This window comes from Paenibacillus sp. FSL H7-0714 (assembly GCF_038003765.1).
Classification (GTDB): Bacteria; Bacillota; Bacilli; order Paenibacillales; family Paenibacillaceae; genus Paenibacillus_AQ.
This window is the reverse complement of sequence record NZ_JBBOPT010000001.1, coordinates 2,784,903-2,800,352: the sequence shown is the minus strand read 5'-3', so window position 1 is coordinate 2,800,352 and position 15,450 is coordinate 2,784,903. Positions and strand designations below refer to the sequence as shown.

General features: G+C 43.8%; 14 protein-coding genes. 2 read left to right on the top strand and 12 right to left on the bottom strand.

The genetic code is table 11. The features are described 5' to 3' along the window. Window positions 1-75: 75 nt before the first annotated feature. Both ccpA and NST34_RS12375 read right to left on the bottom strand, forming a co-directional pair. Window positions 76-1,086: a catabolite control protein A gene (gene ccpA, locus NST34_RS12380; RefSeq protein WP_042187330.1), complete on the bottom strand. Its 1,011-nt coding sequence runs from the start codon at window positions 1,084-1,086 to the stop codon at window positions 76-78. 264 nt (window positions 1,087-1,350) lie between these two features. Further along, on the bottom strand, window positions 1,351-1,803 hold the full coding sequence (locus NST34_RS12375) for a hypothetical protein (RefSeq protein ID WP_341060540.1): 453 nt from the start codon (window positions 1,801-1,803) through the stop codon (window positions 1,351-1,353). 206 nt (window positions 1,804-2,009) lie between these two features. Between NST34_RS12375 and NST34_RS12370 the strand changes: the two genes are divergently transcribed. Further along, a complete protein-coding gene (locus NST34_RS12370; RefSeq protein WP_339270601.1) occupies window positions 2,010-2,534 on the top strand; it encodes a type 1 glutamine amidotransferase domain-containing protein in 525 nt (174 codons plus the stop codon). A 91-nt stretch (window positions 2,535-2,625) separates the two neighbouring features. Here the strand turns inward: NST34_RS12370 and NST34_RS12365 are convergent, their stop codons facing one another. From NST34_RS12365 to aroA, 7 genes are all read right to left on the bottom strand, one after another. After that, a complete protein-coding gene (locus tag NST34_RS12365) occupies window positions 2,626-4,053 on the bottom strand; it encodes a DUF4179 domain-containing protein (RefSeq protein ID WP_341127915.1) in 1,428 nt (475 codons plus the stop codon). Further along, window positions 4,046-4,576, bottom strand: coding sequence for a sigma-70 family RNA polymerase sigma factor (locus NST34_RS12360; protein WP_076299467.1), 531 nt, complete (start codon window positions 4,574-4,576; stop codon window positions 4,046-4,048). The genes NST34_RS12365 and NST34_RS12360 overlap by 8 nt, the downstream gene beginning before the upstream one ends. 180 nt (window positions 4,577-4,756) lie before the next feature. Then, entirely contained in the window at window positions 4,757-6,526 is a 1,770-nt protein-coding gene (ptsP, locus tag NST34_RS12355; RefSeq protein ID WP_042187321.1) for a phosphoenolpyruvate--protein phosphotransferase, read from the bottom strand. Further along, window positions 6,523-8,409 carry a glucose PTS transporter subunit IIA gene (locus NST34_RS12350; RefSeq protein WP_341127914.1) on the bottom strand — a complete coding sequence of 629 codons (1,887 nt, stop codon included), beginning with the start codon at window positions 8,407-8,409 and terminating at the stop codon, window positions 6,523-6,525. The genes ptsP and NST34_RS12350 overlap by 4 nt, the downstream gene beginning before the upstream one ends. A 519-nt stretch (window positions 8,410-8,928) precedes the next feature. Further along, entirely contained in the window at window positions 8,929-9,597 is a 669-nt protein-coding gene (locus NST34_RS12345; RefSeq protein ID WP_339247382.1) for a hypothetical protein, read from the bottom strand. Window positions 9,598-10,033: 436 nt separating this feature from the next. Continuing rightward, a complete protein-coding gene (locus NST34_RS12340; RefSeq protein ID WP_076282945.1) occupies window positions 10,034-10,468 on the bottom strand; it encodes a CoA-binding protein in 435 nt (144 codons plus the stop codon). 75 nt (window positions 10,469-10,543) lie between these two features. Continuing rightward, window positions 10,544-11,836 carry a 3-phosphoshikimate 1-carboxyvinyltransferase gene (gene aroA, locus NST34_RS12335; protein WP_042187311.1) on the bottom strand — a complete coding sequence of 431 codons (1,293 nt, stop codon included), beginning with the start codon at window positions 11,834-11,836 and terminating at the stop codon, window positions 10,544-10,546. A gap of 109 nt (window positions 11,837-11,945) precedes the next feature. Here aroA and NST34_RS12330 point away from each other — a divergent pair, with 109 nt between their 5' ends. Further along, entirely contained in the window at window positions 11,946-12,251 is a 306-nt protein-coding gene (locus NST34_RS12330) for a rhodanese-like domain-containing protein (protein WP_042187309.1), read from the top strand. A 4-nt stretch (window positions 12,252-12,255) separates the two neighbouring features. On the opposite strand, the gene NST34_RS12325 is transcribed toward NST34_RS12330, so the two are convergent. The 3 genes from NST34_RS12325 to NST34_RS12315 all read right to left on the bottom strand — a co-directional run bounded on the left by NST34_RS12325 (window position 12,256) and on the right by NST34_RS12315 (window position 15,354). Then, window positions 12,256-12,804, bottom strand: coding sequence for a shikimate kinase (locus NST34_RS12325; protein WP_339270595.1), 549 nt, complete (start codon window positions 12,802-12,804; stop codon window positions 12,256-12,258). Between the two features lie 271 nt (window positions 12,805-13,075). Beyond that, window positions 13,076-14,491, bottom strand: coding sequence for an NADP-dependent phosphogluconate dehydrogenase (gene gndA, locus NST34_RS12320; protein ID WP_042187305.1), 1,416 nt, complete (start codon window positions 14,489-14,491; stop codon window positions 13,076-13,078). A gap of 266 nt (window positions 14,492-14,757) precedes the next feature. Further along, window positions 14,758-15,354, bottom strand: coding sequence for a hypothetical protein (locus NST34_RS12315; protein ID WP_076299470.1), 597 nt, complete (start codon window positions 15,352-15,354; stop codon window positions 14,758-14,760). Window positions 15,355-15,450 lie beyond the last annotated feature (96 nt).

The following is a 15,450-nucleotide window of genomic DNA, read 5'->3' as shown; positions in this document are numbered from 1 at the left end:
CCGATGATTTACTCTGTAAAAAACATAAAAAGCTCCAAAAGGAGCTTTTTACGGAAGTACTGTTTAGTTCTTAAATTACTTATTCAGATGATTAACAGACAAGCGGAGAATCGTTTCATGAGGCAAGATAACCCGCGGATTCTCAACCGTCTCTTTCTTCATGAGTTTCGTCAAAAGTCTCATTGCTACCGCACCTAGGTCATACATAGGCTGGGCTACAGTTGTCAACAATGGACGAACCATCGAAGCCATACGGATGTTATCCACACTAATAATGGAGAAGTCATCCGGTACCTTCAGGCCTTCATCCTGAATACTGTGAATTGCACCAATAGCCATCTCGTCGGTTGCGGCAAAAATAGCGGTTGGCTTCTTCTTGAGTCCAAGGAAATACTTCATGGCTTCGACACCGGATTCATAGCGGTAGTTACCGATACGTACCAAGTCTTCTTGATACTCGATTCCAGCCTGTTCAAGTGCCTTCTTATAACCATGGAAACGTGCATATCCATTCGCAGGATCCTGGAGTGTACCACTGATCATTGCGATTTCTCGGTGACCGTGACGAATCAAAGTATTCACTGCATCAAAAGCAGCGGTTTCATGATCGATGTCAACGGAAGGATAAGTTCCCTTCTCATCCCGTGTAGCACATAGGACAATCGGAACTGCAGAAGTCTGGAAAGCTTGAATATGTTCTTCGGTTACCGTACCACCCATGAAGAGCAGACCATCGACCTGTTTCTCCAAAAGGGTATTGATGACACGGATTTCCTTTTCTTTACGCTTATCCGCGTTACACAATATGATATTGTAATGATACATGTTCGCGATATCTTCAATCCCGCGTGCAATTTCTGCAAAAATCGAGTTTGAAATATCAGGGATGACAACCCCAACGGTTGTCGTTTTCTTACTGGCAAGTCCTCTCGCCACGGCATTGGGACGATATCCCAAACGCTCAATCGCTTCAAAAACTTTCTTCCGGGTCTGCGGTTTCACGTTAGGGTTATTGTTCACAACCCGTGATACCGTAGCCATAGATACGCCTGCTTCTCGAGCTACATCGTAAATGGTTACCGTCAAATTACTCTCTCCATTGCGATAAATTTTATCGTTCGACTAATTAAAAATATGATACGACACTTTGTACAATTGTGCAATGATAACGCTTCATTTTCCTTTCAAAATTTCTTTCAAGGCTGAAGACGTAACCCCTAATTACAATTTTTGACTAGTGTAGGTTTCCCTATTCACGAGCACAATCATGTAACTTCTATCTATCGTAACAAAAAGTGAGTGAAAAATCCAACATTCCGTGAAAGTTTTTCATTATTTTCACAGAATGTTTTAATAATTTGCGTTTTTAGTCGTTTGGAACGTTAATTGAGACAGTCTTCGACTAGTTTCTTCCATCCAATTCTGGTCTTTAAGCCCCTCAGCTAGTCGGTATAGATCAAGTAACATATCCACTCTAGCCTGAATTTTCTCTCGGATAGCCAACTCTAATTCTTGAAATCCTCCGACAATAACCTCTGTCAAAGCTTCTTTTAGGACACTAGCTAATTCATTTCTTTGAGTAAACGAAAAATCTTGCCTTGGCACATCCGCGTTCAATTCTTTCACTAACTTTCCTAAATCTGCTTTAATAAACGACAAGGGCTCATAACTAGTACATTTCGGACAAGTATAGACAGGGACATGTGTAATCTTCACCCTCGTATTAAAAATCAATGAATGCATATGTAAGTTCATGAGGCCACCACAGCTACACAACTTCTCCATTAAGTTATCTGTATACATCTTCTACACCTCTTGCAAGAAATGAATTAAGTACAAAGTATGACTTTTCAATTTCTATATTCGACCTCCCTCGATTAAAACCCTCTTAAATTGCATATAATGATTAAATTGGCAATTCATCTATAATTTACAATCCTTTAGATGACTTCGTATTTTAAATTTGATAGAATATGAAGGATCATGTGATACGAAAGGAGCTTAACAAAATGAGACTAGATGGAAAAAAGGTCATAGCACTCGTAGACGATGAATTTGAAGATTTGGAGCTCTGGTATCCCGTGTACCGAGTAAGAGAAGAAGGCGCTGAGGTTCACTTGGCAGGTTTGGAAAAAGATAAAACATACATCGGCAAATATGGTGTGCCTGCAAAAGCAGAGTACTCCTGGGACGATCTTAATGCCGCAGATTATGACGGGATTTTAGTTCCTGGTGGCTGGGCCCCTGATAAAATCCGTAGATACAGTGCCGTACTAAAGCTAGTACAGGATTTCAATGCAGCTAAGAAACCTATTGGGCAGATTTGCCACGCAGGCTGGGTATTAATTTCCGCTAAAATTCTGGAAGGTGTAACCGTCACCTCCACACCCGGCATCCGTGATGACATGGAGAATGCCGGAGCGATATGGAAAGATGAAGCTGTGGTTACGGATGGACATATTATTTCTGCTCGTCGCCCGCCAGATCTGCCGCCCTATGGCAAAGCTTTTTGTGATGCGTTAGCAGGGGAATAAACAGTAGAAATAAAGTTTAAAATCAAACAAGCCCTGTCTCTCAATTTGAGGAACAGGGCTTTTGATTAATCACTTCGCAGTCTCTTTCTGATTATCTAATCCTCACAGAATCCGTCTCCATGATCATATTTGGATAATTTGTAAACCTAAAGGTCAAGGGTTGGGGCAGCTTTTCCTTGCCTACGTTAAGAAAATAAGTTACTGTTGTTCCTTTAGCATCCTCACTATACTCTCTATATCTAGAGTAATTATCAGAATCTCGAACAAGCCAATGTCCGCTTCCAGCGCTATCAACAAAATTATCGTCTATCCCAAAACCGGTTGCTTCATGCAACTCCTCAACTTTTTTGGGAATCAATAAATCCAATACTATAATCCCCTTCTCTTCGTCCGCGGTCCGTTTTGAAATCGTGAGATAGTTATCCGGTACCTTTAGAATTTCCTGTGTTTCGGTGTTAATCACAAGCTCGACCTTTGATTGATCTAGAGCGGAGATTCCTCCAACTTCTAGTTTGATTGGATCATCAGGTCTCATATTGTCATTGTGGTAAACATAAGTTTTCAAGCCCCCGCTTACTGAAGAAACACTATTTGCCCATATTTGTTCCTCTTGATGATCCCCTTTTCCAATAACTAGCTTAGGTGTAAGCAAATTAAAAATCCTCATTGTATTCTCTCTTCCAAAGGTTTCCCGCATATAAATCCCTGTAGGTCCAATATAGACATTATCCATTTTAATTTCCTGTCCAGCGATAGAAATACTTTTCTTCAGATCAACGACCTCACCTTGAAAATAATCTTTTTCAGCACTCATCGGAATGTTAACACTCAAGTTTCTTATATTTTTACTCATTAGAGATTGATCTGCATTTTGTGGCATGATTGTTAATGTAATATTTAGTTCTTCCGGTAGCTTGTCCTGATACTTATCCCATACAATTTGCTCAAACATTTGAGTTGTTCCTGGAGAACCATCCTCCGGCTTCCCATACGTGCTAAATCCACTGTAACCAGTCAGAGAATTAAGATCATTTCTGCCTCTTTTCAACGTTAATCCCATAGTCTGCAACTTCTGATCTGTATTATTCTGGATTGTATAAAGCACAGCAATACCTCTATGATCTGCGATGATTCCGTTAACAGTCCATGTTATCCCATCTACCTCAGCAGAGGAGATATTTACCTCCTTCAACATACCTGCATCAAGTGCTGATTTAATCGTCAGATTATTAGCAATAATGGGTCTAAACACCTCAAGCGATCCCCAGCTTTTTGGTGGTAACTGCGCCCGTACAGGATTGGCCATCTGATTTACCCATGGGACAATAATCAATAAGGCAATAGCTAAGACCGCCAACGTAATAACAGCGTATCTTTTTCTAAAATATAACCCTTTTTGGTTACCTAGCTGCATCCCCTTGCGAATCGCGGCATCTAGTTTAACTTCCGGGATTTCCTCAGCCTCGACATTAATTTTATGAAAATATTCGTTAAGTAGCTTTTCTTCAGACTCAGCCATAAAATAGATCCCCCTTCCGTTTCATTCTGTCACGCAGTTGTTTCAGACCTTTGTTGAGCCATGTCTTTACCGTACCCTCCGGTTTATCGAGCACCTCTGCAATTTCTGCAAGGGTCATATCCTTGTAATATTTGAGTACAAGCACCTGGCGATACTTCGGCTTAACCCCATCCAGCGCTTGTTCCATGTCCAATCTGCGGTCGCTTTTCATCTCCATAATCCCTATATCACTTCGAGTAGCTTCTGTGACAGCATTCCTCTTTCTGCGCTTCAACTCATCATTACAACAATTGATCAGAATGCGTGTTAACCAAGGAACAAACCTTTCGGAGTCCTTTAAGCTTTTACGTTTAATCCATGCGCGGCAGGTTGCCTCCTGCAGTACTTCTAACGAATCCGCCTCGTTTCGCAGATAGCTGTAAGCAATGCTGTAAAGCTTTCTTTTCTGTTCAGCTACCAGCTCGTAGAATGTATCTTCTTCCGTAGCAACTATTTCCATTTCGTCTTTAATAATGTGTTCCATCCTTGTTTTGTCCTCCCCCCTTGCCTTCACGCATAAATCATTCCTGTACAACACGCTCTATGTATAGACTGCGCCGAAGCGGAAACGGTTTTGTTTTTTTATAACAATCTAGTACAAAAGAAAAAGGCTCGGCAAGAATGCCGAACCTTGATGTGGTCTTGATGATGTAGCGCATGATAACTATGAAGAAGCTTTCTCCTTTGTTTCCACGCTCGTTCCAAGCGTAATACCGCTTTTCTGAGCATAAGCACTTAGGATTTCTTCCGTTTCCGAGCTTGTACGATGATGGAAGCAAGCTTTGGCAACCCTTGTAGCGTCTATAGCCAGTGTATTCAGGGTACGGTGCTTAACCTTCAGCAGTGCCTGTGGCGACATGCTTAGATCACTAATCCCTAACTCCAGCCAAAGTGGCAAAGAACGCTCATCTGCCGCCATTTCACCACATACACTAATATCTATTTTTGCATTACGCGCTGCTTCTACAGTCATACGGATCATTCGCAGAACCGCTGGATGATATGGATGATACATATGCGCAATTTGTTCATTCATTCGGTCTACGGCTAGTACATATTGCACCAAATCGTTCGTACCGATACTGAAAAAATCAACTTCCTCCGCCAGTAAATCCGCAATCATAACCGCAGCTGGAACTTCAATCATAATTCCGACTGGAATATTCCGATTAAACGGTATGCCCCGTAGCTCCAGTTCAGCCTTCACTTCTTCCAGTACAGCTTTTGCTGCTTGTACTTCTTCTACGGAAGATATCATAGGGAACATTAGCTTTACATTCCCATATGCGCTCGCCCGCAAAATGGCGGTTAGCTGAGTTTTGAACATATCTTGTCGATTCAAGCTGATTCGAATGGCACGATAGCCAAGGAACGGATTCTGTTCTTCTGGCAGCTGGAAGTAATCCAGATGCTTGTCCCCGCCTATATCCAGCGAACGGATCACAACCATATTGCTGCCTACCTTCTCGACAACCTGTTTATACACTTCGAATTGTTCATCCTCCGTCGGAAAAGAACTGCGATCCATATAAAGAAACTCTGTACGGAATAGACCTACACCCTCGGCTCCATACTTGAGCGCTAAATTCAGTTCTTTGACGGAGCTGATATTACCGGCCAATCGCAGGTTTACGCCATCTTTAGTGACGGCATCGACTGTAGCAAGCAATTCCAGTTGTTCTTTCTTTTTATGCTGCTTATTCCGAAGAGAAACATATTCATTGATCGTTACCTCATCAGGATGAATTTGCACTGATCCGGTGTCTCCGTCTATCACGAGCATGTCTCCGGTCTGAATTGGGTTAGATAAATTATTCTCCAAACCTGCTACGAGCGGAATGCCCAGCGCACGAGCCATAATGGAGGAATGTGAGGTTTTACCGCCCATCATAGTAACAATACCTAGAACATAAGTTGGGTTCAAGTGAGCTAACTGGGAAGGAGACAACTCCTTCGCTACGAGAATATACGGCTGTGTATCCGATGGCAGCGTGACCTCAGGAGCACCTAAAAGATGCTTTAACAGACGGTTACCGACATCCTTGATATCAACCGCCCGCTCCTTCATGTATTCATCATCCAGCAGATCAAACATCGCTACAAAATGATCAATCGCTTCCTTAACAGCCACTTCCGCCGCCTTATATTGGCGTTCAATAATCCCCCGGATTTCGCTCATAAACACCGGATCATCCAAAATCGCCAGATGAGCATCAAAAATGCTGGATTCCTCCGGACCGACTACTTCTCTGAATTCTTTTTTGATGAATTCAATCTCGTCCTTAGAGGTACGGATACCTTCGTATAAACGCTCAAACTCCTTAGCTAGATCCACTGGGTTCACTTGTGTGTCTGGTAAGCTCCACTCCCAGTTCGGTAAGACAAAGGCCTTCCCGATAGCTACACCTGCTGCTGCGCCTATGCCTTGTATCATCCTTCTATCCCTCCAACGTTACTTTCATGTAAGACTACGGACATTACTGAAGATTGCCCCTTTTTAACATTTTTAAATGGAGCATAGCTCCATGATTTTACTCGATCAGGATTCGTAATCACCATTGGTGTAGCGAGTGAAGCTGCATGCTCACGCAAATAAGCGAGGTCGAATTTAACAAGCAATTGACCTGGTTCCACGCTGTCGCCTTCTTTTACAACCGCCTCAAATGGCCCTTTAAGCTGCGAAGTGTCGATCCCTATATGCATAAGTACCTCCAGCCCTTCCGGCGTAGCAATACCAACGGCATGCATTGTAGGATAGACGTGCATAACCTTCCCGAATACAGGCGAAGTCAGCTCCCCTTTTTCCGGCAAAAATGCAACTCCATCACCCACCAGCTTCGCTGCAAAGATGTGATCCGGCACTTCCTCAATGGGCATCATTCTACCCTGCATCGGAGAACTGAACAATACCTGAGGCAAATCACGAAGCATTAGCTTATTAATCTCCTCGCGGATCAACTCTGAATACGTACCAAATACTACCTGGACATTCCCGCCACCGAGCTTGATAATCCCAGCGGAACCAAGACCTTTAAGCGCCCCTGTATCTATAAATCGATCATTATGGACGGTTAGCCTCAAACGAGTGATACAGGATTGTACTTGTACGATATTCTCCTTGCCACCAAGCGCCTCCAAGATCAATGGTGCCTGATAAGGGATATTGCCTGCCCAATCACCAAGTTCGGAACCTTCTTCACGCCCTGGTGTCGGGATCTGAAAACGGCGAATCGCCCAGCGGAACAAATTATAATACACAATCCCATAACCAATACCGATCGGAATCAAAAGCCAAGCCCTCTGTGACAGATGCAAATTCAAAAAGAAGTCAATTGCTCCTGCCGAATAAGAGAACCCGTGATGAATTCCCAGCATATACGTCAGTACCATAGCAAGGCCAGACATTACAGTATGTATCGCGAATAAATACGGAGAAGCAAACAAAAACGCGAATTCAATCTGCTCCGAAACCCCGGTCAGAAAACAGACCAAAGCCGCTCGCATAAAAGTCTTTGTAATCTTAGGCTTCAAGTCCTCGCGCGCTTCCTGAATAATTGCAAAAGCAATGGCTGGCAGTGCGAACATCATAATCGGAAACAAACCCGCCATAAAAATGCCCGCCGTAGGATCGCCTGCAAAAAAACGTGGCAAATCACCCTGAACGACAGTGCTACCATCAGGAGTTGTAAAGTTTCCAAACTGAAACCAAAACACATTGTTGAGAATATGGTGAAGACCGAAGGCTGTTAGTACTCTATATAGCACTCCATAAATAAAAACGCCAAAGCCGCCTGTCTGCAATATCCCTTGAAAAAGATCATCCAGTCCTCTTTGCAGCAGTGGAGAGATCCCTAACATCACCCATGCAAAGCCAGCCGAAAACAATCCCATGAACAGCAAAACAAAACGCGAACCTCCAAAAAACTGTATCGCCTCTGGAAGCTTGATATTTTTGAACCGGTTTTGAGCGATACCGGCAACTATACCCAGCAAAATTCCGATAAGTGTTGCAGGTTGTACAAGCCCGTCTCCCATATGGGTAACAATCCGGTCGTAAGTGAACATTCCAGCCAGTGCTGCAAGACCCGCCGTTCCAGCTTGATTGGATAATCCCCATGCTACACCCACAGCGAACAAATAAGGCATAAAATAAAAGATTCCCTGCCCAGCGTATGTAGCCACTTCGGATACCGAAGAAAGTCCCCATGCAGACCAAGGTAAGCTGCCCAAACTAAGCAAAATGGCTGCCGCCGGCAGTACCATGGTAGGAAGCATTATGGCTCTGCCCAATTGCTGCAATGATCCGAGCCAATTCAAGGCTACCCTCTCCTTTCTTTCTATATTGAATGGTAAGCGCTGCGGGGGTTTTTGTCAAAATAAACTGAAGGAAAAGATCAGGATATATTTAAAACAAATACACACTCACTCCACAATAAAATCACCTAGAAACACCATTCTATGGGCTCAGGATTCCAAAGCACTAAAGCAAACAATGCTAAAGTTGGTTAAAACCGATAAAAGTTACTCTGAATGAATGTGCGTCTCTAATAATACTTCAAGTGTATGAGTTATATTTATTGAATGAAGTTTTGTCTGCTGACTGAGTCTCTTTCTTTTGCTGCCGATGATAAAAGAAGATGTTAGTTGTACTTTGTACAACTATTTATATCCTATAAAAACTGAAATCCATATAAGTGTACTTTGTGCAATTATTTTTAATAATTCCACCATTTTCCTTACCTTTGGTGTGTAATAAGTGTACAAAGTACAACTAAACCACAATAGAATAGAGATATTTCCGATATAGTTGTATATAGTGCAATTATTCTCCCACTCCTACCATATTTGATCTGGTCGCATAGCTTTCACTTCGTATTGTCGAACCCGTTCTCCCGTAATTACAGGCTTTATTAGCCCCTTTTCACTCAACGAGTGCAACAATCTGCGCGCCGTTCGAAAGTTAATGCTGAAATGAGTGGTCACATCCTTTGGACGGATCGCCCTACCCAGTCGCCAAGCCAACCGCAGAACCTCCTTCTCCTCAGACAAAATATCCACGCCTGCAGATTTGCGCGCCAAATGAGGTGCCAGCACCAATTGCAAAAGCATCCGACACACCTCGGGGCGGTGCTGAAGATCATCAACAGAAAAATGAATCATTTTCCACCCCATTCCGGTCAGAAAAGTGTCCCGATTAACTGCGTAGTTGAATCTCTCGCGGTCCATGTCCTTCACATGACTTTGAAACCCGTCGCACTCAATCCCGAGACTGCCGCCGCTCTGCGGAAGAAAAGCGAAGTCCAGAAACTGAGATTTACGATTCCAGTCGTACACTTCGTATTCTGGATGCAAATCATCAAGGCTCTCAAACAATGGCCACCATACATTCTGCAAGAACAACTTCTCCGCATAATTATGCCCTCTAACCAGCCTCCCCCTTCTTTCTCCTGATCTTTCAGTCAAGTGCTTGTTAATGAACATACCATGTGCTTCTTCAAATTCCATTATGGTATCCTCCCCTATAAAAATAAAAAAACGCCCTTCACCGCAAATTATGCGGATAAAGGACGTTCTTCGTCTAACTTCAGTATAACAAGCTCAGTTAGTGATTTGCATTAGAAATTGCACAGTCTGTACAGCGAATCGTAATCAAACGATGCTTTTGATCTTGGCTGTTCTTTAACATTAAATTCGCAACTACTTCAGCGTCAAAAAATTTAGTTCGCTGGTTTGTTAGTTTGTTCTTTTGTCTGTCGGCTCGTATGCTCGCCGGTTCATTGTTCTCTCGTTGTTGGTTCGTTTGTTGATTTGTTTGTCGGCTCGTAAGCTCATAAGCTCGTCAGTTCATCGTTTGCCCGCTCGTCGGTTCGTTCGAAATCCCTTGATACACGCTCTGATCATCATTTTTCAATAGTCAGATAAAGTGTTGAACTACCGAACCTTATGCCCGAGTACGCCCATGCATCGTGATCGCTTCTTCGACCTTGATACAACGGTCCATAATCGCCGTCATACCGTTCTCAGCGGCGATTTCAGCGGCTTCCTGGCTGATTATACCCTGCTGAAGCCAGAGCACACGTGCGCCGATTTCAGCGGCCTCCTGTGCGACCTTTGCGCAGTATTCGCTTCGACGGAACACATTAACAATGTCCACCGGCTCTGGAATTTCCGCTAACGTATGATAGCACTTTTCTCCCAGTATTTCACCATCAACCAATGGGTTTACAGGAATGATCCGATATCCCCGACTTTGCATAGCACCCGCGACCATATAGGAGGTACGGTCTGTTTTGTCAGACAGGCCAACAACTGCAATATTACCAGCAGAAGCAAGGATATCTCCGATCTGTTCCCGACTTGGATTCTCAAAGCTCATACATAGTGCCCCTTTCCATAGTTACACTTTATGATCCTTATTTAACTGAAGCTAAATTCGCTAGCTCCCTTACTTCTATTGTACCCACTCCACATTCGCACCAAGCGCACGCAGGTGATCAAAGTATTGCGGATACGACTTAGCGACATGGTGAGCATCCTTGATCAATAGTGGTTTACGCGCTCGTAAACCTACTACTGACAGCGCCATAATTACACGGTGGTCGTAATGCGCGTTAATCGTCACACCACCTTCGACGCCTTCAGGCATGCCGTGAACGATAATTTCATCGCGGCGTTCCTCAACATTGGCTCCTGCACGAGTCAACTCTGCCAAGTAATCAGTTATACGATCACATTCCTTATACCGAAGGTTCTCAACGTTATAGAATCGTGAAGTGCCTTCAGCAAATACGGCAGCAGCTACCATAGCCAGCACCGCATCGGTTGCAGCATCTCCGTCGAATTCAACAGCTTTTAGAACGCCGTTCCCTTGTACGTGAACTGTTCCCTCTTTATGAGTAAGCGGTACTTCCATCATACGCAACACATCAACAATGGCTCTTTCTCCCTGCTTACTCTGTTCCACAAGTCGATGTACCTTAACATCTGACTTTGTAACCGCAGCTGCTGCTAGAATAGCCGCAGAGCCAGGATAGTCACCTTGAACGGTATACGTTTTTGCCGCATAGGCTTGACGACCTGGCACTTTAAAGGACATATAATCATCCGCCGCATGAACCACAATTCCAGCCTGCTCCAATACTTCTAGCGTCTGACCTACGACAACCTTTGATTTCAAATCATCAAGGACAATAATTTCACTATCTTCTTCAAGCAATGGTGTCAAGAATAATAGAGCACTTAGGAACTGGGAGCTGACAGCACCTGAAACTGTAATTCTACCCCCAACAGGTTTGCCACCGCGGATCGTGATCGGCAACTTACCTTCATTATGCTCTACCTTCACACCAAGCTGTTCTAGAGACACGATCAGGTCGTCATGTGGACGTTTGCCCAAGGAGTCAGGATACGTATTAACGAATGTGACCTCAGGGCTTAAAGCAGCTACAGCCATTAGAAAACGTAATACTGCTCCTGCATTCCCCACATTAAGCTCCTTAACATCCTTAGGTTTGCGACCAAAGCCTTGAATCACAATCTTCTCATCATCTTCTGTGAGTACAGCTCCCAAATCTGCAATACAACGACGGATGGCATCGCTATCTTCACTATGTGCCGGATGATAAATCGTACTTACGCCTTCTGACAATGCGGCAACCAGCAAATAACGAGTGGTATAGTTTTTGGAAGAGAGGGCCCCAAATTCTCCTTGCAGGGATGGCGTTGGCCTAACAATAACGTCCATAATATAAACTCTCCTTAGTAGATATAGTTGTATGTAGTGCTCGTTTGACAGGGTATTCCATGCTTGTGTTATCATTAAACCATTCTTCTGATGAAAAGAGGTCACAACCATGCATAATGTTCCACAAATTACACCGCAAGAATTGCGGCAGTGTCTAGAGACAGGGGAAGACCTTGTACTCATCGACGTTCGTGAAGACGAAGAGGTTGCCTTCGGGATGATTCCCGGTGCACAGCATATCCCCATGGGAGAAATTCCACACCGCACTGAGGATATTCCAAGCGATGCCAAAGTGATCTTTATTTGCCGTTCCGGTGCTCGAAGCCAGCGTGTCTGCGAATATCTACAACAGTTTGGCTATCATGCTACAAATTTAAGCGGCGGTATGATTGAATGGAATGAAACACTCTCTTAAAAGCTCAGCCGCGGTAATGCATTAAAATATATTGCGACACTTCTGCCGCTGTCAGTCCCGTTGTATCGACCGTGTAATGCGCGAACAGGTAAGCTTCTCGACGGTCTTCCATGATACGTCTAACCCGTTCTTCTGCATTGCCGGCGAGCAGCGGACGATTCTGATCTCCACTAACGCGGGCAATAATCTCTTCTTCTGTTGCCGTTAGCGCAACCACATGCCCTTTACTCAGCATTAAATCTGTATTCCCCGGCGCCAATACCGCGCCACCACCAGTAGATATTAATTTATTCTCAGACTCTAGCATACGCTTTAGTACTGCTGTTTCCACGCTTCGAAAGTAATGCTCTCCATCTTCCGCGAAAATTTCTGCAATACTTCGGCCTTCAGTTTCAACAATGACATGATCCAGATCAACCAGCTCGTAACCCAGTTCCTCGGCCAAAATAGCGCCTACTGTTGACTTCCCCGTTGCCATCATCCCTACTAAAATAATGTTCTTATTTCTTTGCTCTTCGTTGAACCCTTTAAATTCTTCTGTATCCCCAGTCATGTCTATCCTCCAACCGCGATATTTGTCATATCATAACACAGGGTCAAAACATTAGACAATCTGCTTCACATAGTAAATACACATCAAAACTTCAACAAAAAAGGCCCGAAAGCCTCCCCATTTCTGGTGAAGCAATTCGGGCCACTTTTTTAAAATATAAGAAAGTACAAGTTTCATGTTATACATTAACCTTATATTTCTCGCATAAACGCTTCTTACCGTCCTTTAGGGACGCCGAAGGCGTTATTGCTTATAACCGTAATAAACTAGATTATTCTGCAGACATCCAGTTGTGGTGGAAAACGCCTTCTTTGTCTACACGTTTGAACGTATGTGCGCCGAAGTAATCGCGTTGAGCCTGAAGCAGGTTCGCAGGCAGTCTCTCTGTACGATAGCTATCATAGTAAGCCAATGCGCTGGAGAATCCAGGTACTGGAACACCCATCGTTACAGCTGAAGCGATAACTTTACGCCATGCGGATTGATAATTATCCATAACATCCTTGAAGAAAGGATCAAGCAATAGGTTCTTAAGATCTGCATTGTTCTCGTAAGCATCCGTGATGTTTTGTAGGAAACGGGAACGGATAATGCAGCCACCGCGCCAAATTTTAGCCAACTCGCCATATTTCAGATCCCAACCGTATTCGTCGGAAGCTACGCGAAGTTGAGCGAAACCTTGAGCATAGGATACGATTTTACTTGCAAACAATGCTTTACGCACGTTCTCGATGAATTCAGCTTTGTCACCATCAAATGGTGTAGCTTCTGGTCCGTTAAGCACTTTGCTTGCTTCTACGCGCTCATCCTTCATTGCAGAGAGAAAGCGTGAGAATACGGATTCGGTAATCATGGACAAAGGTACACCAAGATCCAATGAGCTTTGGCTTGTCCATTTACCAGTTCCCTTTTGGCCAGCGGAATCAAGGATCACGTCAACCATTGGTTTACCAGTTTCTTCATCATACTGAGCAAAAATATCTGTAGTAATCTCGATCAGGTAGCTGTCGAGCTCACCGCTATTCCACTCTTTGAAAATGTTGTGAAGTTCTTTTGCATCCAGACCTAGAACGTCTTTGAGCAGCTGGTAAGCTTCACAGATCAATTGCATATCACCATATTCGATACCGTTGTGCACCATTTTAACATAGTGTCCCGCACCGTCTGGTCCGATATATGTACAGCAAGGCTCACCGTTAACTTTAGCTGAGATTGCAGTTAGGATTGGTTCAACTAGCTTATACGCGCTTTCTTGACCGCCAGGCATAATGGAAGGACCTTTTAGAGCTCCTTCTTCACCGCCAGAAACCCCAGTTCCGACAAAGCGGAAACCTTTTTCTTCTAGATATTTACTGCGACGAACCGTATCAGGGAAATAAGCATTTCCTCCGTCGATAATAATGTCGCCTTGATCAAGATGCGGCAACAGTTGCTCGATGGTAGCATCAGTAGCTTTACCAGCTTGAACCATGATCAGAATTTTGCGCGGTGTTTCCAGCGAAGCTACAAATTCCTCAACCGAAAATGTGCCTACGAGGTTTTTACCTTCCGCCTCAGCAAGAAGATCATGTGTCTTCTCCGGTGAGCGGTTAAACACGGATACGGAAAAACCTTTGCTTTCGATATTTAGAGCCAAATTCTTGCCCATTACCGCCAAGCCAATAACGCCGATTTGTTGTTTTGCCATCTGGTCCTCCACCCTTTGCACCCTATATTTTTGGGAAATCCATTTCTCGCAGTATAAGAATACCACCCTTTATCAGAGACAGCAAAGCCTGCCCTGCGAATAAAGATCAAATTCATCGACAAAACCATTGCCAATATGAAAATGATCACAATGACTATTTTAACGTTTTTAGCGCCAGAAGTGAACCCCTGTCTGCAAGTTCTAAAACAAATCTAAGACACCCCGAAATTCGGGGTGCCCCTAAGCAACTTATTTCGGCACCTTGTTTACCATTCTAACATATACAATTCCTTCGTCAAAAAGGTAAGCTGAGCTCGGCATTTCTCCGCGCGAATCATATCCTCAGCCTTAATTGCATCATTTAATCGATCCAGCTGCTCATCCACTTCAATCCTACGCTGGCGAATTCGTTCCTCTCCTTCAACAGAATAATAGAGCTTGGTCAGCTCCTCATCTGTGAGCATAGGACCCTTCTGGTATAAGACTCGCTGCTGATAACCCGAGATTTCAACAAGACGGATCACTTCACCGAACAAAATATTTTCAATAATAATCTGACGGTCCCGGAAGCGCTTTACAATGGCATGGCCTCGCATGTCCCCAATTAACTTCTCCATCCATTCTGACAAGCGAGCATCACGAATCATATAGTCACCCACGAGTTTATAGCCATCTTTGATCCTTTGAAAACGTAATTTCACCAGTTTACGACCCGTACGGACCGAAATTACAAAGACCTGTTCGTTCTCGCTCCAATATAGGGAATAACCTTTTTGAATCAAATCCTTGATCAGGTCCTGGATATGCTGTCTGTCGAAACGCAGCTCCAGGTTACAATACTCCACCTCGTCGTTTTTGTTCACGGCACTCCCCCCTAACTGCTTCACATCTGCAAAGCCAACTCAATTGTTGAATTCTTGATTATTTATGGCTGCCGGACCTCTTCAAGTAGTAGTTAC

What these genes read in the sequence shown, in the direction of transcription:
- ptsP (WP_042187321.1), bottom strand. Translation starts at nt 6,526, where the DNA reads ATGATACAAGGCATAGGCGCAGCAGCAGGTGTAGCTATCGGGAAGGCC.
- NST34_RS12360 (WP_076299467.1), bottom strand. Translation starts at nt 4,576, where the DNA reads ATGGAACACATTATTAAAGACGAAATGGAAATAGTTGCTACGGAAGAA.
- NST34_RS12340 (WP_076282945.1), bottom strand. Translation starts at nt 10,468, where the DNA reads ATGAGCTTTGAGAATCCAAGTCGGGAACAGATCGGAGATATCCTTGCT.
- NST34_RS12345 (WP_339247382.1), bottom strand. Translation starts at nt 9,597, where the DNA reads ATGGAATTTGAAGAAGCACATGGTATGTTCATTAACAAGCACTTGACT.
- NST34_RS12325 (WP_339270595.1), bottom strand. Translation starts at nt 12,804, where the DNA reads ATGACTGGGGATACAGAAGAATTTAAAGGGTTCAACGAAGAGCAAAGA.
- NST34_RS12330 (WP_042187309.1), top strand. Translation starts at nt 11,946, where the DNA reads ATGCATAATGTTCCACAAATTACACCGCAAGAATTGCGGCAGTGTCTA.
- NST34_RS12370 (WP_339270601.1), top strand. Translation starts at nt 2,010, where the DNA reads ATGAGACTAGATGGAAAAAAGGTCATAGCACTCGTAGACGATGAATTT.
- NST34_RS12365 (WP_341127915.1), bottom strand. Translation starts at nt 4,053, where the DNA reads ATGGCTGAGTCTGAAGAAAAGCTACTTAACGAATATTTTCATAAAATT.
- gndA (WP_042187305.1), bottom strand. Translation starts at nt 14,491, where the DNA reads ATGGCAAAACAACAAATCGGCGTTATTGGCTTGGCGGTAATGGGCAAG.
- NST34_RS12375 (WP_341060540.1), bottom strand. Translation starts at nt 1,803, where the DNA reads ATGTATACAGATAACTTAATGGAGAAGTTGTGTAGCTGTGGTGGCCTC.
- aroA (WP_042187311.1), bottom strand. Translation starts at nt 11,836, where the DNA reads ATGGACGTTATTGTTAGGCCAACGCCATCCCTGCAAGGAGAATTTGGG.